This is a genomic window from Parafrankia irregularis (assembly GCF_001536285.1).
GTDB classification, from domain to species: Bacteria; Actinomycetota; Actinomycetes; order Frankiales; family Frankiaceae; genus Parafrankia; species Parafrankia irregularis.
On the sequence record NZ_FAOZ01000035.1, the window covers coordinates 1 to 24,901 of the forward strand.

The 24,901-nt window shown below is 72.0% G+C and carries 24 protein-coding genes; 7 read left to right on the top strand and 17 right to left on the bottom strand.

Annotated features, from left to right (window positions below; translation table 11 throughout):
* Positions 1 to 633: HNH endonuclease (locus AWX74_RS32630; protein WP_131799599.1), on the top strand; the 633-nt coding region annotated here is incomplete at its 5' end.
* On the opposite strand, the gene AWX74_RS32635 is transcribed toward AWX74_RS32630, so the two are convergent.
* The 5 genes from AWX74_RS32635 to AWX74_RS32655 form a co-directional block, all read right to left on the bottom strand.
* Positions 634 to 1,605: an ROK family glucokinase gene (locus AWX74_RS32635; RefSeq protein WP_091284600.1), complete on the bottom strand. Its 972-nt coding sequence runs from the start codon at positions 1,603 to 1,605 to the stop codon at positions 634 to 636.
* A gap of 7 nt (positions 1,606 to 1,612) precedes the next feature.
* On the bottom strand, positions 1,613 to 2,215 hold the full coding sequence (locus tag AWX74_RS39650) for a hypothetical protein (protein WP_131799600.1): 603 nt from the start codon (positions 2,213 to 2,215) through the stop codon (positions 1,613 to 1,615).
* Complete coding sequence (locus AWX74_RS32645; RefSeq protein WP_278184673.1) at positions 2,212 to 3,444, bottom strand: ArsA family ATPase; 1,233 nt, start codon at positions 3,442 to 3,444, stop codon at positions 2,212 to 2,214. The genes AWX74_RS39650 and AWX74_RS32645 overlap by 4 nt, the downstream gene beginning before the upstream one ends.
* A 6-nt stretch (positions 3,445 to 3,450) precedes the next feature.
* A complete protein-coding gene (locus AWX74_RS32650; RefSeq protein ID WP_054566710.1) occupies positions 3,451 to 3,897 on the bottom strand; it encodes an SRPBCC family protein in 447 nt (148 codons plus the stop codon).
* A 165-nt stretch (positions 3,898 to 4,062) separates the two neighbouring features.
* Positions 4,063 to 4,830: a metallophosphoesterase family protein gene (locus AWX74_RS32655; protein WP_035956038.1), complete on the bottom strand. Its 768-nt coding sequence runs from the start codon at positions 4,828 to 4,830 to the stop codon at positions 4,063 to 4,065.
* 334 nt (positions 4,831 to 5,164) lie between these two features.
* Here AWX74_RS32655 and AWX74_RS32660 point away from each other — a divergent pair, with 334 nt between their 5' ends.
* Complete coding sequence (locus AWX74_RS32660) at positions 5,165 to 6,979, top strand: AMP-dependent synthetase/ligase (protein WP_091284606.1); 1,815 nt, start codon at positions 5,165 to 5,167, stop codon at positions 6,977 to 6,979.
* Between the two features lie 98 nt (positions 6,980 to 7,077).
* Here AWX74_RS32660 and AWX74_RS32665 read toward each other — a convergent pair whose 3' ends face one another.
* The 3 genes from AWX74_RS32665 to AWX74_RS32675 all read right to left on the bottom strand — a co-directional run bounded on the left by AWX74_RS32665 (position 7,078) and on the right by AWX74_RS32675 (position 10,060).
* Complete coding sequence (locus AWX74_RS32665; protein ID WP_091284701.1) at positions 7,078 to 8,199, bottom strand: glycosyltransferase family 4 protein; 1,122 nt, start codon at positions 8,197 to 8,199, stop codon at positions 7,078 to 7,080.
* Positions 8,200 to 8,404: 205 nt separating this feature from the next.
* The gene (locus tag AWX74_RS32670; protein WP_091284607.1) at positions 8,405 to 8,584 is read right to left on the bottom strand and encodes a hypothetical protein; all 180 of its coding nucleotides are present in this window, start codon (positions 8,582 to 8,584) and stop codon (positions 8,405 to 8,407) included.
* 159 nt (positions 8,585 to 8,743) lie between these two features.
* Positions 8,744 to 10,060: an NYN domain-containing protein gene (locus tag AWX74_RS32675; protein ID WP_091284609.1), complete on the bottom strand. Its 1,317-nt coding sequence runs from the start codon at positions 10,058 to 10,060 to the stop codon at positions 8,744 to 8,746.
* A 742-nt stretch (positions 10,061 to 10,802) separates the two neighbouring features.
* On the opposite strand from AWX74_RS32675, the gene AWX74_RS32685 reads away from it, so the two are divergent.
* Positions 10,803 to 12,107: a DUF4352 domain-containing protein gene (locus AWX74_RS32685; protein WP_091284612.1), complete on the top strand. Its 1,305-nt coding sequence runs from the start codon at positions 10,803 to 10,805 to the stop codon at positions 12,105 to 12,107.
* A 374-nt stretch (positions 12,108 to 12,481) separates the two neighbouring features.
* On the opposite strand, the gene AWX74_RS32690 is transcribed toward AWX74_RS32685, so the two are convergent.
* Positions 12,482 to 12,898, bottom strand: coding sequence for an HIT family protein (locus AWX74_RS32690; protein WP_091284614.1), 417 nt, complete (start codon positions 12,896 to 12,898; stop codon positions 12,482 to 12,484).
* Between the two features lie 160 nt (positions 12,899 to 13,058).
* Here AWX74_RS32690 and AWX74_RS32695 point away from each other — a divergent pair, with 160 nt between their 5' ends.
* Positions 13,059 to 13,526 (top strand): VOC family protein, encoded by a 468-nt coding sequence (locus tag AWX74_RS32695; protein ID WP_091284616.1) that lies wholly within the window; start codon positions 13,059 to 13,061, stop codon positions 13,524 to 13,526.
* 90 nt (positions 13,527 to 13,616) lie between these two features.
* On the top strand, positions 13,617 to 15,314 hold the full coding sequence (locus AWX74_RS32700) for a DEDD exonuclease domain-containing protein (RefSeq protein WP_091284618.1): 1,698 nt from the start codon (positions 13,617 to 13,619) through the stop codon (positions 15,312 to 15,314).
* 168 nt (positions 15,315 to 15,482) lie between these two features.
* Here AWX74_RS32700 and qcrB read toward each other — a convergent pair whose 3' ends face one another.
* From qcrB to AWX74_RS32740, 8 genes are all read right to left on the bottom strand, one after another.
* A complete protein-coding gene (gene qcrB / locus AWX74_RS32705) occupies positions 15,483 to 17,102 on the bottom strand; it encodes a cytochrome bc1 complex cytochrome b subunit (RefSeq protein ID WP_091284620.1) in 1,620 nt (539 codons plus the stop codon).
* On the bottom strand, positions 17,099 to 18,430 hold the full coding sequence (gene qcrA / locus AWX74_RS32710) for a cytochrome bc1 complex Rieske iron-sulfur subunit (RefSeq protein ID WP_091284622.1): 1,332 nt from the start codon (positions 18,428 to 18,430) through the stop codon (positions 17,099 to 17,101). Before qcrA ends, qcrB begins: the two co-directional genes overlap by 4 nt.
* A complete protein-coding gene (gene qcrC, locus AWX74_RS32715) occupies positions 18,427 to 19,305 on the bottom strand; it encodes a cytochrome bc1 complex diheme cytochrome c subunit (protein WP_076825285.1) in 879 nt (292 codons plus the stop codon). The genes qcrA and qcrC overlap by 4 nt, the downstream gene beginning before the upstream one ends.
* A gap of 5 nt (positions 19,306 to 19,310) precedes the next feature.
* On the bottom strand, positions 19,311 to 19,949 hold the full coding sequence (ctaE, locus tag AWX74_RS32720) for an aa3-type cytochrome oxidase subunit III (RefSeq protein ID WP_006543969.1): 639 nt from the start codon (positions 19,947 to 19,949) through the stop codon (positions 19,311 to 19,313).
* Positions 19,950 to 20,196: 247 nt separating this feature from the next.
* Positions 20,197 to 20,658 (bottom strand): SseB family protein, encoded by a 462-nt coding sequence (locus AWX74_RS32725; protein WP_242666522.1) that lies wholly within the window; start codon positions 20,656 to 20,658, stop codon positions 20,197 to 20,199.
* A 196-nt stretch (positions 20,659 to 20,854) separates the two neighbouring features.
* Positions 20,855 to 21,454, bottom strand: coding sequence for a DUF3501 family protein (locus AWX74_RS32730; protein ID WP_091284624.1), 600 nt, complete (start codon positions 21,452 to 21,454; stop codon positions 20,855 to 20,857).
* A gap of 183 nt (positions 21,455 to 21,637) precedes the next feature.
* Complete coding sequence (locus tag AWX74_RS32735; protein WP_006543966.1) at positions 21,638 to 22,078, bottom strand: rubrerythrin family protein; 441 nt, start codon at positions 22,076 to 22,078, stop codon at positions 21,638 to 21,640.
* A 36-nt stretch (positions 22,079 to 22,114) separates the two neighbouring features.
* Complete coding sequence (locus AWX74_RS32740) at positions 22,115 to 22,543, bottom strand: Fur family transcriptional regulator (RefSeq protein ID WP_006543965.1); 429 nt, start codon at positions 22,541 to 22,543, stop codon at positions 22,115 to 22,117.
* Between the two features lie 517 nt (positions 22,544 to 23,060).
* On the opposite strand from AWX74_RS32740, the gene AWX74_RS32745 reads away from it, so the two are divergent.
* Together AWX74_RS32745 and trpD are read left to right on the top strand one after the other, a co-directional pair.
* On the top strand, positions 23,061 to 23,486 hold the full coding sequence (locus AWX74_RS32745; RefSeq protein WP_091284705.1) for a response regulator transcription factor: 426 nt from the start codon (positions 23,061 to 23,063) through the stop codon (positions 23,484 to 23,486).
* 107 nt (positions 23,487 to 23,593) lie between these two features.
* Positions 23,594 to 24,781 carry an anthranilate phosphoribosyltransferase gene (gene trpD, locus AWX74_RS32750; RefSeq protein ID WP_091284627.1) on the top strand — a complete coding sequence of 396 codons (1,188 nt, stop codon included), beginning with the start codon at positions 23,594 to 23,596 and terminating at the stop codon, positions 24,779 to 24,781.
* Positions 24,782 to 24,901: the final 120 nt, after the last annotated feature.

Below are 24,901 nucleotides of genomic sequence, written 5' to 3' on the forward strand. Positions count from 1 at the left end.
TTCCTGCACCACGGCGCCCCCGGGCTCCTCCACCCCACCCACACCCTCGTCCTGCACCTGCAGCCCACCGACCTACGGCCAGACACCACCGCGACCGGCAGCACCACCCCGGCCGCCCTGCCCCCGACGGTCCTGCGACGCCTCGGCTGCGACAGCCTCGTCCAAGCCCTGCTCGTCGACCCGCACGGCAACCCACTGGCCCTCGGTCGCCGCCACCGCTTCCCCACCAGCCGGCTACGCACCGCCGTCCACGCCCGTGACCACGGCACCTGTCAGTACCCGGGCTGCGACCACACCCGATGGCTGAACATCCACCACCTCACCGGCTGGGCCAACGGCGGCCGCACCGACCTCGACAACCTCGTCCTCCTCTGCGGCACCCACCACCGCCACCTCCACGAGGAAGGCATCGTGCTCCGCAGAACCCCCGACGGCACCACCACCGCGCTGCTCCCCGACGGCCGCACCCTCACCCCCGCACCACCCGTCACACCCGGGGAACACCCCACCACCGCCCTCGCCGACGACACCGGGCACGTCGCACCAGACGCCGTCACCACCCGCGACGGCGGCCGGCTCAACCTCGGCGAATCCCTCTTCGTACTCCTCCAGGACCACGCAACCGTCGCGTAGCTAGCTTCGGGCGAGGTCGGCGGCGCCGACGATGCCGGCGGCGGAGCCGAGCGTGGCGACCACCACGTCGGCCTCCGGCCGGTGACCGCGGCCGGACAGCACCGAGCGGAACCGGGTGCGTGCCGGGCCGACCAGCAGCTCGCCCGCGTCCGAGACGCCACCGCCGACGACGAAGCGGCTCGGATCAAGGACGGCGGCCAGGTTCGCGAGACCCTGGCCGAGCCAGTGACCGACCTGCTCCAGGCATGCCAGCGCGGCCGGGTCACCCTGCTGCGCGGCGGCCGTGACATCCGGGCCGGTCAGGTCCGCTGCCTGGCGCCCGCCCAGCATCCGCAGAGCCGCCTCGGGCGACTCCGCCGCGATCTCACGAGCCGCCCGGACGACCGCCCGGCCGCTGGCGTACTGCTCCCAGCAACCGGTGTTCCCGCAGCCGCACTCGTGGCCACCGGGAACCATCTGCATGTGGCCCATCTCCGCGCCGATCCCGAACGCGCCACGGTGCAGCAGCCCGTTCAGGACGATGCCACCGCCGATGCCCGTCCCGACCGTGACGCAGACCAGGTCGGAATGGCCGCGGCCCGCGCCGAAGCGGTACTCGGCCCAGGCCATGGCGTTCGCGTCGTTCTCGACCACCACGGGCAGGCCGACACGGTCCGCCAGCACCTGCCGCAGCGGCTCGTCCCGCCACGCCAGGTTGGGCGCGAAGAGCACGGTGGAGCGATCCCGGTCGATCCAGCCCGCGGCGCCGACACCGACCGCGCGGATCTCGAAGCTCTGCCGCAGCTCGGCCACCAGTTCGACGACGACTTCGGCGACCTCGACCGGATCATGGCTCGGGGTCGGTCGCCGCGTGGAGGCCAGCACCGTCCCCTGGGCGTCGATGACACCGGCGGCGACCTTGGTCCCGCCGATGTCCACCCCGATCGCCAGGTCCCTGTCCCCCATGGGGGCGGCCGCCGACCCGGTGGTCACTGGGCGCTCACCTCACATTTATCTTCTGCACGCGGGGTCGGGCCGACCCCTGGGATGTTGGCTGGGATGTCGCTGTCGTCCGGCTCTCGGCCGGTTCGTCACGGTGATCAGCATTCCAGGCCCCCCAGGCCGCACGGACGGCGGCACCGAGCGACGTCGCGGCGGAGAGCAGGTGGCCGGCGACCTCCGCGACCTCGGCGTGCTCGCCGCGCAGACCGGCCAGGAGCCGACAGACCGGGCACACACAGCACGGCCACTCATGGCCGGCCGGCGCGGAGCCCGGTCCCGCGCCCGAGCCCGCCTTCGCGCCCGGGCCGGCCTCCGCGCCTTGGTCAGGCTCCGCGCCTTGGTCAGGCTCGGCGGCAACCTCGGAGGCGTCCTCCGGCGGGCGGGGTCCGTCCTGCGCGCGGGGATCGCGGTCCGCGGCCATCCATTTCTGGACCGCCGCCGCCAACAGGGCGGCCTCCTGCGCGAGCGAGCCGACAACCTCTCGCGCGCTTCCCTCGCCCGGACCGGCACCGGGCCGCTCACCCGCGGGTTCGCCCGCTGAGCCACCCGAACCCGGGCGGGCACCCGCGCCCGCGGGGCCGCGCAGCGTCGACTCGCTCACGCGCGGACCCACTGTGCCGGGTCGGGCACGAACGACACCGTCAGCCTGTCCTCGGCGAGGTGAGCGCCGAGGACGTCGCACCGGCGCAGCGCGGCCGGCAACGAGACATGCCGGCGATCCGATCCGACGCTGACGACGAGATCGTCCCCGACGCGGGCGAGATCCACCTCCGACCGGTGGACGAACGGCAGCTCGAACGACATCTCGTAGCCGGACTCGGTGCGTTCCACCCGTGGGGTGGCACCGTCCTCGCCGCGGTGCGTGCCGAGCACAGCGGCCGGGTCCCGCCCGTCGTAGGCCGCGGCGCCGAACGCCGCCAGCTCCTCAAGCCCGAGCGGCTCACCGGCCCGGTAGGCCGCGGCCAGCACCGGCAGCGGGGCGACCAGCTCCGCGATCTCGGCGAGCTGGTCGCGGTGCGCCGCCGCCCATCCCGCCCGCCACGCGTCGCCACCGTCCTGGCCGATCACCCGGTTCACGATCACCGCGTCCACCCCGATGCCATGCAGGGACAGCCCGCCCAGGGTGCGACGGGTCTGCGCGAGCGCGGACGTCTCGGGAGTCAGCACGAGCCGCACGCTGGTCACCGCCGGGTCCGCGAGCAGGGCGCGCATCTCGTGTGCGAGCGCCGCCAACCCGGAGACAGCCTCGTAGGCGGGCCCGGCCATGGCGGCGAGGCGCCCGACGAACCGGCCCGACAGCGGCACGGGCAGCGGCAGCCCCGGTCGCATCCAGCGGGCGAGCGCCCCGTCGGGCGGGCCCAGCCGCCGGCAGCCCCAGGCGAGCGTCTCCGGGCTGGCGAGCAGCCGCAGGGCGGCGCTCGCCGGCCCCGCGTCGACGACGACGACGTCATAGCGGTCGGCCCTGATCCGGTCGCGCAGCTCCAGCAGCGTCAGCGCCTCCAGGGCACCGGGCAGCCGCAGGAGCTCCTCAACCTCAAGCGGGTCGAGGTCGAGGCCGGAGTCGGGCAGCCCGGCGGCGATCAGCGCGCGGACCCGCGGCCACCGCTCGGCGAACGCGTGCCGCAGATCGGTCTGGAGGGCGAACAGCCCGGATTCGAGCTCGACCTCGGCCGGCCCCAGCGGATGGTCCAGGACACCGGCGAGGCCGGCGGCCGGGTCCACGGAGACGACGAGAGTCCGATAGCCGCGCTGGGCCGCGAGGGTGGCGGTCGCCGCGGCGACCGTCGTGGTCCCGCCCCCGCCCTTGCCCGTAAGGAGCACACACCGCACCGGTGGTCAGCTCTCCGCGAGCTTCTCGACGTGCTTCTTCAGGTCCTTCAGCGCCGCGTCGACGATGCCGGTCTGGACCTTGCGCCGCAGAATGCCGGGGATCTTGACCTTCAGCTCCACCGTGAGCTCGTAGGTCACCTCGGTGCGACCGTCGCCGAGATCACGCAGGGTGTAGCCGCCGTCCTGGGCGGACATCGTCTGGCCGGAGACGAGGCTCCAGCTGACCTGCTCGTCGCCCTTCCAGACGTACTCGTTGACGAACTCGTCCTTCACCACGACCGCGTTGATCCGGAACCGGGCCTGCTGCGGACGGCCTTCCGGCCCCACCGCGAGGATCTCGGCCTCCTCGATCTGCCCCACCCAGGTCGGGTAGGCGGCGATGTCCGCGATGGCCCCCATGACGACAGCCGGCCGGGCATCGATGACGATCGACGACTGCGCGTGATCCGCCATAAGCCGTCCGCACCTCCACATCTCATCGCCCCGGCGGAGACAGCGGGCCGGTCGCGAGGCCGCACGCTGTGACCGGCGGTGGCTACTGACCCGCGCCGCAGGGCACAGGACGAATGCCCGATCGATCGTTGAGGCTACCGGAATCCCGGCGCCGCGCCGGGTGGCCTACCACTCGAGGACGTACGGCGTGCCCCGCGCGTTGAAGTGGCCCACGTTCACACAGCGGGTGGTGCCGATTTCCAGCTCCGCGACCAGCGGCTGGTGTACGTGCCCGAACAGCACATACCGCGGCCGCGTCGCGTGGATCGCCTCCAGCACGGCCTTGCTGCCACGCTCGAAACGCTCGGCGACGGTGTCGTAGACCAGTTCGGGGACATGCGGCGGGATGTGGCAGCACAGGACGTCCACCGCCCCCACGGCGGCCACCTTCGCCGCGTAGGCGTCGTCGTCGATCTCGAACGGGGTGTTCATCGGCGTCCGTAGGCCGCCGCCGACGAAACCGAAGGTCAGGCCGCCGATCTCGACGGTCTGGCCATCCAGCAGGGTCACCCCGTCACGCAGGAAGTCGGGGTAGAGCTCCGGCAGGTCCACGTTGCCGTAGGTGAGGTAGGTCGGCGTCGGGAAGGCGGCGAACATGGCGGCGTACTGGCGCCGGATGGCGGCTTCCACAACGGCCGACCGGTTGCCGTCGACACTCGCCCACAGTTTGCGGGACCATTCCCGCGCCTCGTCGAACCGCTGCTCGGTCCGCAGCTCGATCATCCGGCGCACCGCCTCGGCGCCGAAGAGGTCGCCCATGATCCCGCGGCTGTGATCCCGGTAGTCGATGAACAGGATCAGATCGCCGAGGCAGATGAAGGCGTCGGCACCCACGGCGGCGCCCGGGATCGCGTCCGACCGCCCGTGGACGTCGCTCACCACATGCACCCGCACCTCAGAGAGCTTAGGTCAGGGACACTTTCCCGCACCAACCGTCAGCCCGTGGCGCGACGTGACGTCGGCGCCCGAACCGGGCCGCTCGGCGTAACCGGGGAAATCGCAACCGGGGAATTGAGGCTGCTCGCCGTGGCGCGACTCACAGGCTAACGTCACTTGACCCGCTGTCGTCACAAAGATGACAGCCACCCTTCAACTTCCCCACCGGCGGCCCCGCCCCGTCGCCGGGCCCGTCGCACCTGCCCAGCACACCTGCCCCGGCCCGACCACGGGCTTGACCACCGGCCTCCGACACCCCCACCGGACGGCCCCGTCATCCTGAGGAGCTCCCGTGCGCGAGTACGCCTCCCCCGCCCAGGTCACCGTGGCGGACGACCTGACGCTGAGCGACGCGATCTTCACCAACGCGCAGCGCGTCCCGAACAAGGTCATCGTCAGGCACAAGGTCAACGACGCCTACGTCGACATGACCGCGAGCGAGTTCCGCGATCTGGTCGTACGCACCGCCGCCGGGCTCGTCGCCCGCGGCCTGCAGCCCGGCGACCGCTTCGCGATCATGAGCCGCACCCGGTACGAGTGGACGGTCCTCGACTACGCGGTGTGGGCGGCGGGTGGCATCACCGTGCCGATCTACGAGACCTCGAGCGCGGCGCAGATCGAATGGATCATGTCCGACTCGGGGACCGTGCTCGCCGTGGTCGAGTCCGACGAGCACGCGGCACTGGTGGCCGAGGTCCGCGACCGGCTGCCCGCCCTACGGGAGGTCCTGGTCCTCGACCAGGGCGCCCTCGACACCCTGGGCGAGGCCGGGGCGGGCACCGGGGTCGGTGCCGAGGAGCTCGCGGCGGCGCGCTCCGACGTCACGGCGGACAGCATCGCCACGGTCATCTACACCTCGGGCACCACCGGCCGGCCCAAGGGCTGCGAGCTGTCGCACCGCGCGCTGCTGTTCAACGCCCTGGCCAGCGCGGAGGCGATGCCGAACCACTTCACCGAGGACGCGTCGACGCTGATGTTCCTGCCGTTGGCGCACGTGCTCGCCCGCACCATGCAGTGCACGATCATCAACAACGCCCGCTGCATCGCCTACACACCGGACACCAACACACTGCTGGCCGACCTCGCCAAGGTCCAGCCGACCTTCATCCTCGCGGTGCCGAGAGTCTTCGAGAAGGTGTACGCCGGAGCCCGGGCGAAGGCGCACGCCGATGGAAAGGGCCGCATCTTCGACGCGGCCGAGGCCACCGCGGTCGCCTACAGCCGCGCCCTCGACCAGGGCGGCCCGGGCCTGCCACTGCGGCTGAAGCACGCGGTGTTCAGCCGGCTCGTCTACAGCAAGCTGCGGGCCGCGCTGGGCGGCAACATCACCCACGGGATCAGCGGCGGGGCTCCGCTGAACGTCCACCTCTGCCACTTCTTCCGCGGCATCGGCTTCCTCATCCTGGAGGGCTACGGCCTGACCGAGTCCACCGCCGCGGCCACGGTGAACCGGCCGGAGTCACTGAAGATCGGCACCGTGGGCCTCCCGCTGCCCGGGGTCACGGTCCGCATCGCCGACGACGGCGAAGTGCTGCTGCGCGGCGACCTGGTGCTCAGCGGCTACCGCAACAACGAGACCGCAGGCAAGGAGGCCCTGGACTCCGACGGCTTCCTGCGCACCGGTGACCTCGGCTCGCTCGACGAGACGGGGCATCTGCGGATCACCGGCCGGAAGAAGGAGATCCTGGTGACCGCCGGCGGCAAGAACGTCGCCCCGGCGCCGCTGGAGCAGCGGATCGGCCAGCACCCGCTGGTCGGGCAGGCGATGCTCGTCGGCGACCAGCGGCCGTTCATCGCCGCCCTCATCACCCTGGACCCCGAGGCGTTCGCCACCTGGCTCAAGGCCAACGGGCGCCCGGCGACCACCACCCCCAGCGACCTCGCGAACGACCCCACGCTGGTGGCCGAGATCCAGCAGGCCGTGGACGCCGCGAACGCCACGGTCTCCCACGCCGAGGCGATCAAGAAGTTCGTGATCCTCCCGTATGACTTCACCATCGCCAGCGGCGAGCTGACCCCCAGCCTCAAGGTGAAGCGCAACGTGGTGATGGAGCGCTTCGCGGACACGGTGGAAGCCATCTACGCGACCCCCCGCGTCACCACCTGACGCCGCACGACCGCCCGGCCGCCCGGCCGGGCCGACCGACCGACCGGGCGGTGGGCTCGGCCGGGCGGGCGGTGGGCTCGGCCGGGCGGAACGCCTGTTCAGGCGAGCAGCAGCTCATGCAGCTGGCTCGCCAGGACGTCCCATCGCCAGCGCAACTCGACCCACGCACGCCCCGCCGTGCCCATCGACCGGGCCCGGTCCGGGTCGGCCAGGAGATCACCGACCGCGCGGACCAGCCCGCGCAGGTCCTGGCCGTCGACGACGACTCCGGTGCGCTGGTCGAGAACCGCGTCGGGGGCACCCCCACTGCGCCCGGCGACGACCGGCAGGCCCGTCGCCGACGCCTCCAGGTAGACGATGCCCAGCCCCTCGACCTCCAGCCCGGCCCGCCGGTTGCGGCACGGCATCGCGAACACGTCGCCGGCCGCGTAGTGGGCCGGCAGCTCCTCCCAGGGCACCGAACCGGTCAGCACCACATGGTCGGCCACGTCGTTCTCACGGATGAGCCGGGCGAGCTCCTGCCGGTACGGCCCGCCACCGACGAGCAGCAGCGCGGTGCCCGGGACCCGGCGACGCAACGCCGGCAGCGCCCTGATCAGCATGTCCTGACCCTTGCGAGGCACCAGCCGGCTCACGCACACGACCACCGGACGACCGTCGAGCTGGTAGCGGCGGCGGATCTCGTCCCGGCCCTCACCCGGGCGGAACAGCGCGGGATCAACCCCGCTGGGCAGCCTGGCCAGGTCAGGGCGCGCACCGAGGGCCGGCGCGAGGCGCGCCCGGGTGTAGTCGGTGAGATAGGTGACGACGTCGGTGGTCGACCCGATCCGCCGCAGTAACTGCCGCGGCCCGGGCAACGCCGCCCAGCCCACCTCGTGGCCGTGGGTGCTCGCGACCACCCGCCGGGCGTCGATCTCGCGACGCAGCCGGGAGCCCAGCAGGCCGAGCGGCGCGGCCGCACCGAACCACAGGGTGTCGCACTTCTCGGCCCGGGCGATCTCCCGGGCCCGGCGCAGCACATCCGGTGTGGGCAACATCAGGGACGTCGGATGCCGGATGACGGGGAAGGGCGCCGCCGCGTCGAACTCGGCGGCTCCGCGCCAGGCCGGTGCGTACACGACGACCTCGTCCGACGGAAGGCGCGAGGCGAAGTTGTGCACATACGCCTGGATTCCGCCCGGACGCGGCGGAAAATCGTTGGTCACCGTGAGCACCCGCACGCGGTCATGCTCCCGCATCACCCGTGCCAGGGGCCGCGTGGGACGCGCTAGTTCTCATCCGGCGTCCGAACTTCACCCAGGCCGACGACACCAGGCATCCATCCGCACACGGATCGCTGCCGTTCGGACTGTTGACCTGCCCGCCGCACCGCGGCGGACATCAGCCAGAAACCGGACGACCGCGGGGTGACACGCCCGGAACGGATCAGGCCGCCTCGAATCCGCGCGGCATGCGAATCAGGCCGCCGGCGGCCAGCACCTCCAGCGCCCGGCGCTCGTCGTCATCCCACTCCGGCGCTCCGCTCGGCGTGGCCAGCAGAAAGGTCATCACACAGCCCTCACAGGCGGCCTTCTGCGCTGTGCACGTGTCGCAGTCGATCAGCATCGCGCTCACCTCTCGCCCTCACGGCGGCGGCCGCGCACCGGCCGGCCCGCACCGGCCTCGCGGCCACGCCGAAATCGGACACCAGTTCGACAGGTGTCACGCTAGAGCGGGGGTACGACAGTTTTCGGCGGCGGTTTCCGGCGACGGTTCTCGGCGGCGTCAGCGGTCCAGGCGGGAGAGCAGGGCGTCCGAGGAGACCGTGCGCGCTCCCAGAGCCCCGCAGTTGTCCGCTACCTCGCGATCGGACGTCACGACCGCGACCGGGCGGCCCTGCGGCTCAGCCCGCACGAGACGCCGGATCTCGTCGTCGGCGAGCTCGCCGGCCTGGCTGAACACAACCCGCACGCCGCGCGGCATGGCCACGCCGACCGGGCGGGCGAGGACAGCCGTCGCGTCGAAGACGACCGTCACCTCCGTGTCCGGCGACCGGCCCGCGAGCGCCCCGAGACCGGCCAGCAGCCGCGCCCGCTGCGCCTGCAACGTCAGGCTGCCGTAGCCGCGCTTGGTGACGTTGTACCCGTCGATGATCAGATGCAGGCCTGGAACCGCGAGGACGTCGTCGATGATGGTGGGGTCGTCCTCGGCGCGTCCCCGCCCGCCGACGCCGGAGAACGGGTCGAAGGCCCGCCCGCCGCTCTCGGAGCGCACGAGCAGGTCGGCGGGCCGCGCGACGGTCGTCGGCAGCGAAAGCTCCCGCCGGACACCGTTCGCCGCGGCCATCAGCGTGTCGAGCAGCACCCGCAACCGTGCCTCGTCCATGCTGCGCGACTCCCGGTTGTCGCGGCGGGTCGCGGAAGCCGCGGCCTCCAGATCAGCGACCTTCGCCCGCAGCCGCCTCGCCTCGGCCTCGGCCTCCCGGGCGGTCTGCAACGCGGCGTCCCGTGCCGCCTCCGCGGCCAGGCTGATCTCCCGCGCCGTGACCTCGGCCCGCCGCACCCGATCGGCGGAGGCCCGCAGGCGGCGACGGCCCTCCTCCACGTCCGCCCGGGCCTGCTCGAGCTGGCCCCGCAGCTGCTCCTGCTCGGCACGCGCCAGCCGCCGGACGGCCTCGATCTGTTCCTCGAGGCGGCGGATCTCCTGCGCCGCCGCGTCGATCCGCGCCGAGGTGACCTCCTGCGCCGAGGATCGGGCCGCCTCCTCGACGAGCACCGCCCACTCCGCGGTCCGCAGGATGTAGGCGATGGCCGCGACCTGAGCGGGCGGCGCGGCCGGCGGCGGACCGTCCGGGGCGGTCACAGCGGCGACGAGGTCCGGGTTCGTCCGACGCACCCAGTCCGCCACCCGGCCCCGGAAATGGGCGTCGTTCTCCATCGCGGAGGCCAGCGGCACGGCACCGAGACGGGCTCGTCGTGACGGTTTGAAGCGGCGCACGGCGAGCAGGCTGGGCGGGACGACCGACTCCGCGAGGTCGGCCAGCGTGTCGGCGGCGTAGGCGACGACCTGCGCTCGCACATCCGCGGGGAGTGTGTCGTTCATCCGACAGCTCCGGCTCGCCGGGATTGTCTGACGTCTCCGACCGAAGAAGAAACCAGCACGAATCGCCGCAGGCCCCCCGGCTCAGACACGCCACGGGTCGAGACGCCGACCACCCGCAGCCGGTCTGACGCGCGAGGCGATTCCACGGGCACGGGGACTCCGGAACGAACGACGACAGCGACGGTCCAGAGTATCGGTCGGTGCACCCACGCCTCCCCGACGCATGAGATCGCCCGGCCGCTGCCGGTATCTCCGCGCTCACCCGGCCATGACCGAACCGGCCGCGACCGGACCCACGGTGTTCCCTGCCCGCCCACCCTCGCCTGCCCGTCCACCCTGACCTACCTGCCCGCCCCGGCCTCCCCGCCCACCCTGTGACCTGCCTGCCCACCCGGATCGACGTCCACCCGCGCCGCGGGAACACGTACCGAACGACACCCCTCACCGAACGGCGTCCAGGAACAACAGTGCGCGGCGATCAGCAATGGGGCCGGCCGTGAACGCAACGTGCCAGACGCAAACAGCGACGAGTCCGACCAGAAAACGGGCGGCATTGTGCGTCCAGAGTGCGCCGAGCGCGGTCCCTCCGCGTCCCGACCGGAGCAGCAACAGCTTCACCAAGACCACTAAGGGCTGAAAAGAGGGCCATTGTCCGCGTCGATATACGTCTTATGTAACCTCGCCGTGGTTATTTGTGCTCCGCCTCGTTGGACGCGCGACGGCGGCCGTCGAGAGGACCTGTGTGACCGACCAGAACCCATCCGGCCAGCCTGCGCCCGGGCTGGACAACCAGGAGACCCAGCGGGCTCCCAGCACCTCGTGGCAACAGCCGGCAGGCGCTGGAAGCCCGCCGGCCAACGCCGGTGCGACACCTCCGCCCGCGCCGGTGCCGCAGTGGGGAGGTGGCACCCCGGCTCCCGGTCAGGAGGGCGGCTGGCCGTCGCCGCCGCCCGCCGGCGCCTGGGGGGCGCCGCCGGCAGCCGGTCCCACGCCGGAAAGCTCGTGGCCGGGTGCTGGGCATTCGCAGCCACAGCAGCAGTGGCCACCGCAGAGCACTGACACGCCCTGGGGCCATCAGGCACCGCCCGCCACCGGCTGGCAGCAGCCCGGCGGGCAGGCACAGCAGGGCGTGCCGGCCAGCGGCTGGCCGCAGCCCGGCGGCTACCCCGGTCAGTACCCTCCGGCCGACTACCAGGGGCAGCCCGGCCAGTACCCACCGGCCGGCTTCTCCGGCGCGCCCGACCAGTACGCGCAGGCCAACTACCAGGGCTACCCACCGCAGGGCCCGCCGGGGCCCGGGCAGTTCCAGGAGCAGCCGGGACAGTGGCCCCAGCCCGCAGGACCCACTCCGGCTCCGCGGCGACGCAACCCCGCGGTGATCATCGTTCCGCTGGCGGTTGTCGCCGCGGTCGTTCTGGGCCTGGTCATCGCCTTCGCCGCCGGGGGCGGCGACGATGACTCCGACCAGACCGTCGCGGCGTCCACTCCCGCCACGGTCACGCTGCCCAGCCTCGGGGCGAGCGGTGCCGCGGCTCCCGGCGGTGGAGCCGCGCCGGGTACCGCACCGCCCGCGGGCGGTGCCGCCGCCCCGCAGGCGTCGGCGCCCGCAGGCTGCACGCCGCTCACCCCCGCCAACCCGCCCGCGGGCGTGGCCGGGCTGGGTGGCTCGTCGTCGGTCACCGGCAAGGGCACGTCCTCGTACAGCACCTTCGACGCCAAGGCCACGCTGAACTCGGTCTGCACCTCGACGGCGAGGGTCGAGGAGTACGGCGACCCGCCGGTCCAGGGAGCCTTCTACGTCCTGAACGTGACCGTGGAGGTCAGCGCGGGCGACATCTCGGCCGCTCCCGACGACTTCTACATCCAGACCACGGACGGCAGCCGGTACGACGGTGAGTTCAGCTCGCTCGTGCCCAAGCTCTACACCAGCAACGTCAAGGCCGGACAGAAGGTCACCGGGTTCGTGCTCATCGACGCGCCCCTCGGCCACTTCACGCTCAACTGGGAGCCGCTGTTCGCGGTACAGCCCGCGAAGTTCCAGCTCTGACCCTGACCTGACCGTCGGCGCACCGGCTCCACCGTCGGTGCGCCGACTCGGCCGCCGAGGCTGGGGCTGCCGCCGAGGCTGGGGCTGCCGCCGAGCCGGGGCCGAGGCTGTTGCCGAGCCACCCGCTTTTCCTCTCAAGAGGGATGAAACGGGCGAGAGTTCGCCTGGCGACCCGCGAGAAGTGAGGGTTTTGGTCGTTGGAACGACCAAAACCCTCCGCTCTTGCGACTCGCCAAACCGGGCCACCGGGACTGCCGGGCAGGACGACCGCCTCCCACCCGGACTCCACCGCCGGTTCAGCACGACGCACCGAACACCCACGCAGGCTCGGCGGACTGCCCCCTGAGCCGCAGTGTTTCCGAGCTGGCGGATGATCAGGTCTGGCTGTGGCCCTGCGCCGCGAGCGCCGCGCGCAGCCGCTCGGCCGCGTCGTCCATCACGGCCGGGTCGGGGTCCCGGTCGGCGAGCGCGAAGCTCAGCTGCGCCTCCGACTCGATGGGGATCAGGTGCACGTGGGTGTGCGGAACCTCCAGGCCCGCGAGGATCGCGGCCACCCGGCGCGGCTTGAACGCCGCGTCCATCGCCCGCCCGATCGTGGCCGCGGCGGACCACACGGACCGCACCACATCGTCGGGCAGGTCGATCCAGTGGTCAATCTCCAGCCGGGGCACCACGAGCGTGTGACCGGGGCGGATCGGTGCGATCGAGAGGAAGGCGACCGAGACCTCGTCCGAGTAGACGATGCGACCGGGCAGCTCGCCGTTGATGATCCGGGTGAAGACACTGGCCATAGCGGGACCCTACCGAGATCGCCGCCACCGCACGCTCGTCGCGACACGACAACAGCTATCGAATTGCACTTTTGTAACAAAACGGAGAATGCGCACACTGTACTCACGAGTAGGACACGCCGGATCCCCACTGGTGCACCAACTTGCCCGGCCATGCGGAATGATGCTTCAGGTGGCCAGGTTTGAGACGAACGGCATCAAGGTCGGTCGAATCAGTGTCGACTGTAGCGATGTGGGCACTATGGTCCGTTTCTGGTCCGCGGCCCTGGGCTACGAGGTGTCGGAGCAGGCACGCGACGCCGCCCTGCTGCACCACCCCGCGGGAGCCGGGCCCAAGCTCCTGCTCCGGCAGCGGGCCAGGCAACGGTCCGTGCGCTGGCCGGGGCGCCGCGGTGGCCGGCGCGACGAGCACGGCGCAGTGCCGGACGAGGACCCCAACCGCCTGCACCTGGAGCTGTTCGCCGCCGACGCCGAGCGGGTCGTCGGCTGGCTGGCCACGCTGGGGGCCCGCAAGCTGTCCCGGTACGAGTCGCACGGCGAGACCGGCTACGTGCTGCGCGATCCGGAGGGCAACGAGTTCCGCGTGATGAACGCCGGGCCCACGGCGTTCGCCCGCCCGTTCTCCTGAGGCCGGTGCCGCCCCCTCCCCCGATGCCCGACCCGATGCCCGGGACGGGCCCTGGCGAGAGCTGTCGTACCCGCCGCCTAGGGTGTGCCCGTGTGCCCTGTTCCCGCCCGTTCCGGTGCAGCTCCGCGCCAGGCGAGTCTCGCTGAGCTCGGCCGCCCGCTGGCCGACCTGACCTTCGTCGTCGTCGACCTGGAGACCACCGGTGGTTCCCCGGCGACATCCGAGATCACCGAGATCGGCGCGGTGAAGGTCCGCGGCGGGCAGGTCCTGGGCGAGATGTCGTCCCTGGTCCGGGCGTCCACGCCGATCCCCGCGGTGGTGTCGGTGCTCACCGGGATCACCGACAGCATGCTGGCCACGGCGCCGACCCTCGACGAGGTCGTGCCGACCTTCCTGGAGTTCTCCCGCGGGGCGGTGCTCGTCGCCCACAACGCCGCGTTCGACCTCGGCTTCCTGCGCGCGGCGGCGCAGGCGTGCGGCTATCCCGTCCCGGCCTGGGAGCACCTCGACACGGTGCTCATCGCACGCCGGGTGGTGACCCGGGACGAAGCCCCGAACTGCCGGCTGGCATCGCTGGCCACGCTGTTCGGCAGCCCGACCGAGCCGAACCACCGGGCCCTGGCCGACGCCCGGGCCACCGTCGCCGTCCTGCACGGGCTGTTCGAGCGGCTGGGCAATCTCGGCGTCACCACGCTGGAGGACGTGCGGGAGTACAGCGCGCGGGTCTCCCCCGCCCAGCGGCGCAAGCGCCACCTCGCCGACGACCTGCCGACCGGCCCCGGCGTCTACGTGTTCCGCGACGGTGCCGACCGCCCGCTCTACGTCGGTACGTCCCGGTCGGTGCGCTCCAGGGTGCGGACCTATTTCACCGCCAGTGAGCCGCGCAGCCGGATGGCCCAGATGGTCGCGCTCGCCGAGCGGGTGGACGCGATCGGGTGCGCGCACGCGCTGGAGGCCGAGGTGCGCGAGCTCCGGCTGATCGCCGAGCACAAGCCGCCGTTCAACCGCCGGTCCCGCCATCCGGAGCGGGCGGTCTACCTGCGCCTCACCGAGGAGCCGTTCCCCCGGCTGTCCCGGGTGCGCTCCGTCGGCGACGGTGTGACCTACCTGGGCCCTTTCGGCAGCACCCAGGCCGCGCAGGAGGCCGAGATCGCCCTGCTGGCGGCGGTGCCGCTGCGCCAGTGCTCGACCCGGCTGTCACCGAGCCGGCCGACGGCCGCCTGTGCGCTGGCCGAGCTGGGCCGGTGCGGGGCGCCCTGCGACGGCCGGCAGGGTGTCGCGGAGTACGCCGAGGTGGTGGGCGCCGCCCGGGAGGCGATGAGCGGTGATCCGGGAGCCGTCCAGGAGGCGCTGGAGGCGCACATCGCGCGGCTGGCGGCCGAGCAGCGGTATGAGCAGGCCGCCGAGGTCCGCGACCGCCTCGCGGGCTATCTGCGCACCGCCGCGCGCCGGCAGCGCCTCGCCGCGTTGACCGGCATCCCGGAGATGGTCGCCGCGGCGCCGACCGCCGACGCCGGGTGGGATCTCTCGGTGATCCGCCACGGCAGGCTCGTCTCCGCGGCGACGGTGGCACGTGGGGTGGACCCGAGGCCCTGGGTCGACGCGGTCGTCTCGACCGCGGAGACTGTTCGCCCCGTGCCGGGGCCGACGCCGTGTGCCCTGGTGGAGGAGACCGAGCGGATCGGGCGCTGGCTCGCCGCGCCGGGCGTCCGGCTGGTCCGCCTGGAGGGGGAATGGAGCTGGCCGGCGCGGGGGGCGATCCGCGCCGCGCTGCGGTACGCGACCTGACCACCGGCCACGGCGGCGCCCACGCGGAAGCAGTCCCCGACATGACGAAGGGCCGCCCCTCGTCAGCGACGTGGGGCGGCCCTTCGCAGGCCTCGGCGGGTCTTCGGCTCCTCCAGGCGCCGGAGCTCCGCGCGCGAACGGTGCGCGGAGCTCCGCGATACGCGGCGGTCAGTGCTTGGTCTGGCCACCGCCCCCGTGGGAACCCGTGCCCGGAGCCGCCGGCTTCTCGGACTCCTCGGTGAAGAAGCCACCGACGGCCGCGCCGGCGCGGCGCACCAGGCCCTTGCCGTGCTCGCCCTCGCCGGCCCCGATCGCCACCGGGATCCGGTCCGTCGGAACCTGCGGGTAGTCCGAGACCGGCGGCGGCTTCGGCCGGTGGTCCTCCACGAACTCGCCGTTGGCGAGCTGGCGGATGATGCCGGTCTCGATGCCGTGGTGGTCGATCTCGTGATCCCGCTCGTTCAGCGAGATGCACAGCTTCTTGGTGACGACATAGGCGATCGGCGGGACCACGATGAGCCCGATCCGGCCCGCCCAGGTCATCGTGTTCAGCGAGATGCTGAACGTGTGGGCGATGATGTCGTTACCACCGGAGATCCACAGCACCAGGTAGAAGCTGAGGCTCATCGCACCGATCGCGGTGCGGGTCGGAGCCTCCCGCGGGCGCTGCAGCAGGTTGTGCGACTCCTTGTCCCCGGTGAACTTCGTCTCCAGGAACGGCCAGAGCGCCGCCAGCGTGAACAGGATGCCGGGCAGCACCGCCGTCGGCCACAGGACCGCCGGAATCGTGTGCCCGAGCCCGCGGAACTCCCACGGCGGCATGAGCCGGGTCGATCCGTCCAGGAAGCCGATGTACCAGTCGGGCTGGGACGCCGAGCTGACCTTGGCCGGGTCGTACGGCCCGAACGTCCAGATCGGGTTGATCTGGGCGAGACCGCCGAGCAGCGCGAGCACCGCGAAGGTCAGCATGAAGAAGCCACCGGACTTCACCGCGAAGACCGGGAAGACCCGGTGACCGACCACGTTGTGCTCGGTCTTGCCCGGGCCGGGGAAGTCGGTGTGCTTCTGGTGCCACAGGATGCCCATGTGCGCGCCGATCAGCGCGAGCAGAATGCCGGGCACGAGCAGGATGTGCACCACGTAGAGCCGCGGGATGAAGTTCTCACCCGGGAACTCCCCGTTGAACACCAGGAACGACGTCCAGGTCCCGATGACCGGGATGGACTGGGCGATCGAGGCCGCGATCCGCAGACCGGTGCCGGAGAGCAGGTCGTCCGGCAGCGAGTAGCCGGCGAAGCCCTCGACCAGGCCCAGCGCCAGCAGGCCGATGCCGATCAGCCAGTTGACCTCGCGCGGCTTGCGGTAGGCGCCGGTGAAGAACACCCGCATCATGTGCGCGATGATCGACGCGACGAAGACCAGGGCCGCCCAGTGGTGGATCTGGCGGAACACCAGCCCGGCGCGGGTGTCGAAGCTGATGTCCAGCGTCGACGCGTACGCCCGGCTCATCTCGACGCCCTTGAGCGGGACGTACGAGCCGTTGTAGATGACCTCGACGTTCGACGGGTCGAAGAAGAGGGTCAGGTAGATACCGGTGAGCAGCAGGACGACGAAGCTGTAGAGCGCGATCTCACCGATGAGGAAGGACCAGTGGTCCGGGAACACCTTGTTGAAGTTCCGGCGGATCGCGCTCTGGGTCCCGAACCGCTCGTCGATGGCCCGGTTGACCGCGCGTGCCGGCGTGGGCCGCTTCTGGAACTTCGGCGTGGGTGCGGATGCGGTGGTCATGAGCGCTCCCAGAACGCGGCGCCGACGGGCTCGGTGTAGTCGCCGTTGCGGGCGATGAAGTAGCCCTCGTCATCCACCGCGATGGCGAGCTGCGGCAGCGAGCGGCTCGCCGGCCCGAAGATCGCCCGGCACCCGTCCGGCACGTTGAACACCGACTGGTGGCAGGGGCACAGCAGGTGGTGGGTCTGCTGCTCGTAGAGGCTGACGGGGCACCCGGCGTGGGTGCAGATCTTCGAGTAGGCGACGTGCCCGTCCACGGCCCAGTCCTCGCGGCCCGGGCGCGGCTTGTTCACGCCGGGCTCGAGACGGATGAGGATCGTGGTGCTGTCCGCCTTGGTGTGGACGTCCAGCTTGGGCTCGTAGGAGATGCTGCCGTCGGCCTCCTTCACCGGGATGGCCGGGAGCACCGTCTCGATACCGCCGATCGCGATGTCACCGATCTTGACGTAGCGACCCTGCAGGTTGACCAGACGGGCGCCCTTGACCCAGTGGGTGTGGTCGAGCTTCTTGCCGGGCTTGCTGTTGGTCAGGTTCAGCAGCGGCACGACGACCAGACCACCGAGGATCGTCCCGGCCGCCAGCAGGCTGCGCCGCAGCAGCGGGTACTTGGCGAGGCCGGAGTCGGCGAAGCCGAGGGCGACCTCCTCCTCGGTGAGGGCGATCTCCTCCTGCGAGGAGGTGAACTCGTGCCGCTCCTGGACCGCGTGCTCGTGCGGCATGAGGCGCTTGGCCCACAGGATCATGCCGACCCCGAGGCCGCCGATCGCGAGCCCGAGCGCCGTACCCATGGCGGGCGTGTAGTACTGCTCGTGCTTGTCACCGACGAAGTTGGTGACGATGAAACCGACGGTGCCGACGATCGAGATGGTGAACCAGAAGGCGATGAGCCGCTCGGCGCGCCGCGAGGCACGCCGGTCGTACTCCGCGGAGTGCGGCGCGCGGGGAGTGATCCCCCCGCCGCCGCCACCGCCCTCGCCCTGCACCGTCGCGGTGGCGGTACCGCCGGGTCGCATGACCGACGTCTCCGGGGCACTGGAGGAGTCGGTCGGGTGCGGGGGTGTGCCGAGCACCTCGGGGCCGTCATGTCCCCCGGAGGAGACGTCCGGGCCACCGGCTCGGGGGTCGGCGGGGTCCTTGGGACGCCCGGACGTGTCGACCGGGTGCTTCGTCCGCTTGAAAACGCTGCTCATCGAGTCCTGGTCTGATTTGTCGGCCGACTCTCCCTGATAGCCGGCGTAGTGCATACGACGCTGCGGCGAGTCTGGTGGCAGCTCGCCGCCGGCATCGGCACCGGACTCCGGCCCGGTCGGGCCCTGGTTCGCGCTCACAGCTTCTGCCTCGCGCCGATCCAGAGGCAGACGCCGAGCAGCGCGCCCAGACCGATCACGATCGCGACCAGGCCCTCGGGGACGGGGCCGTACTTGCCGAGCGACGAACCACCGGGAGCCGGTGAGTCCTGGAGGTGGCGGACGTACGCGGCGACCGCGACGGCCTCCTCATCGGTGATCTGACCGGACCCGAACACCGGCATGGACTCCGGGCCGGTCCGCATCGCCTCGACGACCTGGTCGGGGGTGGCCTGGCTGAGCGACGGCGCGAACTTGCCGTAGGTCAGCGGCGCACCGGCGCCGGCGGCCTGGTGGCACTGCGCGCAGTTCGTCAGGAACAGCTCGCCGCCTTCGGCGAGATCGGCGTCGTTGAGGTCCTCATCCGTCAGGTTGGGCTTCTCAGGGCCACCGCCGAGCGACTGGATGTAGGCCGCAAGCTGGTCGATCTGCGTCTGCGAGTAGAGCGGGTCCTTGCGGTCGGCCTGCGCGGCGGGCGCGGCGAGCGGCATGCGCCCGGTCGACACCTGGAAGTCCACCGCGGCCGCGCCCACGCCGATCAGGCTCGGGCCCTCGGTGGAACCCTGGGCGTTCAGGCCGTGGCAGGTCGCGCAGCCCTGCGAGTAGAGGAGCTTGCCCTGGCGCACGGCCTCGTTCGCGCTCGCAGTGTCCGCCGCGTTGCCACCGGGAGCGAGCACCGTCCACAGCACCCCCGTGGCCAGCAGGCCGAAGAGCAGGACGATGGACGACGACCGCCGACGGCGGCGCGCGGAGGCGGACCGGGAGCGTCGACCGAACCTGGCCGAGACGAGCCGGGGTCTGCCGGTCGCGCCCGCGGACGACGACGCCGCGGATTCGGATGCCTTGGATGTGGTCATGTCGCTCACTGGAGGAGGTAGATGGTGGCGAACAGGGCGATCCAGACGACGTCGACGAAGTGCCAGTAGTACGACACGACGATGGCTGACGTCGCCTTCTCAGGCGTGAAGCGCCCGTAGGTCGACCTGGCCAGCACCAGAACGAAGGCGACCAGCCCACCGATCACGTGCAGCCCGTGGAACCCGGTGGTCAGGTAGTACACCGACCCGTAGCCGTGCGACGCCAGGGTGAACTCGTTCTCCTTGAAGTACTCCCAGGCCTGCCCGCCGACGAAGACGATTCCCATCAGCAGGGAGATGAGGTACCAGCGGCGCAGCCCGAAGACGTCGCCGCGCTCGGCGGCGAAGACTCCCAGCTGGCAGGTGACGCTGGACAGGACCAGGATCACCGTGAAGAAGAGTGCATACGGGACGTGCAGGTGCACAGGGCCGATCTCGGACCCGGCCGGGTCGCCGGTGACCGGCGGCCAGTTGCCGCTGTTGACCGAGCGGATCGTGTAGTACATCGCGAACAGCGCCGCGAAGAACATCAGCTCCGACGACAGCCACACCACTGTGCCGACCGAGACCATCGAGGGACGGTTGGCCGCCGGGTGCGCTGGAGGAGCCTTCTCGAGGACAGGGGCTGAGGCCACGACGGTCATTCTGGCATGTGACGCCGCACGCGCCACCGTAGGTTCGACAATCGGTAGGACTACAGGGCGTCGATGACGCGCCGAAGCCGCCCGTCGAAGATCGAAAACTGCGCGCAGCACGCTCGAAAGGCCTGCTAATACGCAGGTTCTGGCACGTGATGAGGTGTCGCGCACACCTTGCGCCCGGTTTGGGACCCGCCAGTTGTTGTGTCCCTCACCCGTGGCGCCGCGGCGCGCCGACGGTGGCCCGGACGGCTCAGTCCGCGAGTGCGACGAGCGCCCGGATGCCCTCCGCGGGGAACGTGATCCCCTCGTCCGCACCCGGGTCGACGGCGAGCATGAGATCGTCGGAGGGCCACATCCGCAGCAGGGCCGCAAGCGGCACCCGCCGGTACCGGCCGACCCCGGGCAGGGCGTCGGTGAGCCGCTGCTCCGAGGTGAACGTCGGCACGAACTGGCTGCCGTCCGGCTGCTCGGCGACCGGGAGCTTCACCACCCGGGCGTCGCCGTTGTCCCGCCCGGGGTCACTGAGGTCCGGCACGAGGACGTCGGAGGTGGCGAGGGCGCCCAGCGCGGCGGAGTCGTCCTCATCGCGGGCCAGCCGGTGCAGCGCCTCACCGGCCCGCGTCGTCACGCCGTGGCCGGGCACGCCGGGCTGGCTGAAGTAGTTGATGCGCTGGCTGAAGTCATCATCGCGGCGGGCGTGGTCATCGGTCACGAAGCCGCTCCCCTCGGGCCGGGAACGAGTCTGTCCTGACTCGCATACCCGGCCCGGGCCGGGATGAACGGGCGACCGCGCCGGCGCCGCCACGAAGGTCTGGCCGGCCGCGGAGCGGTCAGCGGACCGGTCCGCGGCTCGGTAATGCCAGGTCAGCTGCTGCGCAGCGCCAGGTCCGCGGCCGGGCAGCGCCAGGTCAGCTGCTGGGCAGCGCGAGGTCCGCGATCAGGCTGCGGCGGGTGGCACCGGTGATGGGTGTCGAGTCGCTGTAGGCCGGGTGGTCGACCACGAGCTCGGCGGGGACCTCGGGATCGCGGAAGGCGTCCCTGGTCTCGTCCGTGAGCGGGAACCGGAACATGTGCACCGAGACGGTCTCGCTCGGGGAGTTCGGGTCCTCGTCGATGCCCGGGATCTCGACCGCGGGCACGGTGACGCCGCCGATCTCCAGCGAGATCCGGCGCTGGACACCGTCCAGGCGGCGCAGCTCGTCGCGCACGGCGTCGAGCTGGTTGAGCTCGATGAACATCGTGGCGGTGAGGACATGGCTGGAGGGCAGCAGCCGCGAGTAGACGTCGATCTCGTGGGCGACCTCGCCCGGCGCGCTGAGCCGCTCGGTGTAGACCATCTCCTGCACCTGGTACTGCAGGGTCTGGGCGTTCTCGAACTCGAACAGCAGGATGTCGCCGACGCGGACCCGCCGTTCGCTGCGGATCGGGATCATCCGGGCCCGGGCCTCGCTGCGTGACGCCGCATAGGACCGATGGTCCGTCGTGATGTCGGCGGTGGTGAACGCCATCGTGCTACCTCCTGCCCCGTCGGGTGGGCGTGTGCGGGTGGCCATGTGGCCCTGGACGGTGTGACTCTGGACAGGGAACCACCGTGCGGACCGGAATCGCCGCCGGCCGGGGGCGGACACGGACGTCCGACGCCCGCCCCCTTCCGTGCGACGAGCGGATGCGCCAGCAGGCGCGGGCGCCGATCAGGCGTCCGCGGTCTCCTCGGCGGTCACCGCGTCGAGGGCCTTCTTGAAGCGGCCGGCGTGGGTCTTCTCGGCGCGCGCGAGAGTCGCGAACCAGTCGGCGATCTCCTCGAAGCCCTCCTCGCGGGCGGTCTTCGCGAAGCCCGGGTACATCGCGGTGAACTCGTAGGTCTCTCCGGCGACGGCGCTCGCGAGGTTCTTCGCGGTGGTGCCGACCGGCTCACCCGTGGCCGGGTCGCCGACCTCGGCGAGGAAGTCCATGTGCCCGAACGCGTGGCCCGTCTCGCCCTCGGCGGTGTCACGGAAGAGGGCGGAGGCGTCGGTCAGGCCCTCGATGTCGGCCCGGCGCGCGAAGTACAGGTAACGACGGTTGGCCTGGCTCTCGCCGGCGAAGGCCTCCTTGAGGTTCTCGTGGGTCTTGGTGCCTTCAAGCTTCGGCATGCGAAACTCCTCCAGTTACAGGATTCGGGTGTTCTGTTACGCCCACCGGCCCGGGTCCTGGCCCGCGCCGGTGGTCTGACAATCCGGGCACAGCCCTCGGAACTGCAGGTCGTACCCGGTGATCGTGAAGCCGGACCGGCGCGCGATCTCGGCCACCATCCCGTCCGGGACGGGATGGTCGATATCCGCGGCCCGACCGCACCGCTCGCACACGGCATGGTCGTGCCGGCTGGTGTTGGCGTCGTACCTGGCGGCCGTGCCGTCCCCGAGGCTCAGTTCAAGGGCATGCCCGGTCGCCACCAGCAACGCGAGCGCGCGGTACACCGTGGCGCTGCCGATCCCAGGGGCAGCGACCCGCACGCGCTCGTAGACCTCGGCCGCCGTGGGATGGTCGTCGGCGGCCTTCAGCACCTCCAGCACGGCACCGCGCTGGGGGGTGAGGCGTAGTTCGGTTCGCTCCGGCATGGATCACGCCCGTCATCGGTTGGCGCCCGCCCGCGCACAGCCCCGGAGGAGAGGACCGCCCGGGCAGGCGCTGGGACAAACTGTCGACCCTTTTCCCTCTCTCGGGGTGCACGGTCACGGGTGCCGCGAGTCCGAGTCCGCGAGAGAAAAGGCTCGTTGAGAACGAGTCTCAGTATCACTCTTCGGGCGGCCTGCTGGCAAACCTCACCGGACCGAATCGCCCGGCCACTCCAGGCCATCCGCCCCCGCCACCGAGTACGTCCGCCGGACGGCCAAGACCGTACCGTTCTGCCCCCGGGGCCCCGGTGCCGGATGGGGTGCGCGACCGCGGGCCCACGAACAGATAGCCTTCGGGACGGATACCGGGATGGTGAGACCCGTGACACCACGGCCGGGGCGTCTCGGCGTGATGTCCGAGGTCCGACGCCGGCAACCGGTGCCCACGCAGTGCCGGTACCGGCAGTCGCCTCCCGATCGCCGCCACAGCGGTCGCCCGCCAGAAAGGCCCGTGGACGCCATGAGCACCGTCCTCGTCTACGCGAGCAAGCCGGACGTCCGAGAGCGCGTCCTGGCCGCGGTCGGGCGTCGCCCCGCAGCCGACCTCGACGAGATCGAGTTCGTCGAGGTGACGGACGCCGAGACGCTCATCGACGCCGTCGACCACGGCGAGGCCGACCTCTGCATCCTCGACGCCGAGGCGACCCCGTCCGGCGGCATGGGGCTGTCCCGGCAGCTCAAGAACGAGGTCGCCGACTGCCCGCCCACCCTGCTGCTCGTCGCCCGGCGCGACGACCGCTGGCTCGCGACCTGGTCGCAGGCGGACGGGGTCGTGGGCCACCCCGTCGACCCCGGCACGCTCACCGACGAGGTCGTCCGGCTGCTGCGGGCCCGGGCCGCCGGCACGGTCTCGCGTCGGCCCGTGGTCAACACCCGGGCGCACTAGCCCCAGCACGCATCGTGACTGAGCCATTTCCATCGTCGGCTCGAACCTGCGGTATCCCAACCAAGCCTCGTGAGATGGAAATGGCTCACCCACAGACGGAAGTCGTCATGACGAGCACAGCGGCCAGCGAGAACTGGCCGGACCTGATCAGCATGCTGCTCGCCAGGCAGCCGCTCACCGCCGACCAGACCGGGTGGGCGATGGAGCAGATCATGGCCGGGCTGGCCACCCCGGCCCAGGTCGCGGGCTTCATCGTCGCGCTGCGGGCGAAAGGTGAGACCGCCCAGGAGATCGGCGGACTGGTCCGCACGATGCTGAGCATCGCCGAGCCGCTCCCCCTCGCCGAGGAGCTGCGGGCCGCGGCCGTCGACACCTGTGGCACCGGCGGTGACCGCTCCAACACGGTGAACCTGTCGACCATGGCCGCGATCGTCACCGCCGGCGCCGGGGTCACCGTCGTCAAGCACGGCAACCGGGCCGCGTCCTCGGCCAGCGGCTCGGCGGACGTCCTCGCCGAGCTCGGCGTGGTGATCGACCTGCCACCGGCCGGTGTCGAGGCCTGCCTGGCCGCGGCGGGAATCGCGTTCTGCTTCGCCCCGGTCTTCCACCCGGCGATACGGCACGTGGGGAGCACCCGCAAGGAGCTGGGGGTGCAGACCGCGTTCAACATCCTCGGGCCGCTGGCGAACCCGGGCCGGCCCGGCGCGCAGACGATCGGCGTCGCCGACGCACGCCTCGCCCCGATCGTCGCGGACGTCCTGGCCGACCGGGGCACCCGGGGCCTGGTCTTCCGCGGTGACGACGGACTGGACGAGCTGACCACCGCCACCGCGTCCACCGTCTGGGTCGTGAACGCACCCACGCCGGCCGCAGCCGGCTCGGGCGGCTCCGGCCGGCCCGGGGAGCCTGGCGGGCCCACCGGAGCCGGTGGCGCCGAGATCGGGGCCGAGATCGGGGCGGGGGTCCGGTCGCAGGTACGCCGCGACCGTTTCGACCCACGCGACCTCGGCATCACTCCCCCGGACGCGACCGCCCTGCGCGGCGCCGACGCGACGTACAACGCGGCGGTGGTACACACCGTCCTCGGCGGGGAGATCGGGCCGGTGCGCGACGCCGTCCTGCTCGCCGCGGCGGCGGCGCTGGTCTCGGCGGCCGGCCCGACCGACGCGCCCGTCACCGAGCAGATCGCCGCCCAGCTCGGCCGCGCCGCCGAGTCCATCGACTCGGGTGCCGCCGCGGAGACCCTGCGCCGCTGGGCCGAGGCGAGCCAGCAGGCGGCCAGGGCCCGGGGCTGACCGGCCGCCCGACAAACGGGGCGTGGGGGCACTTGACGGCTCGCAACGCTTTTGCGGCCCGCAACGCTTGTCGATCAGCAAGAAGGGAGGATTTCGGTTGCTGCAGCAGCCGGAATCCTC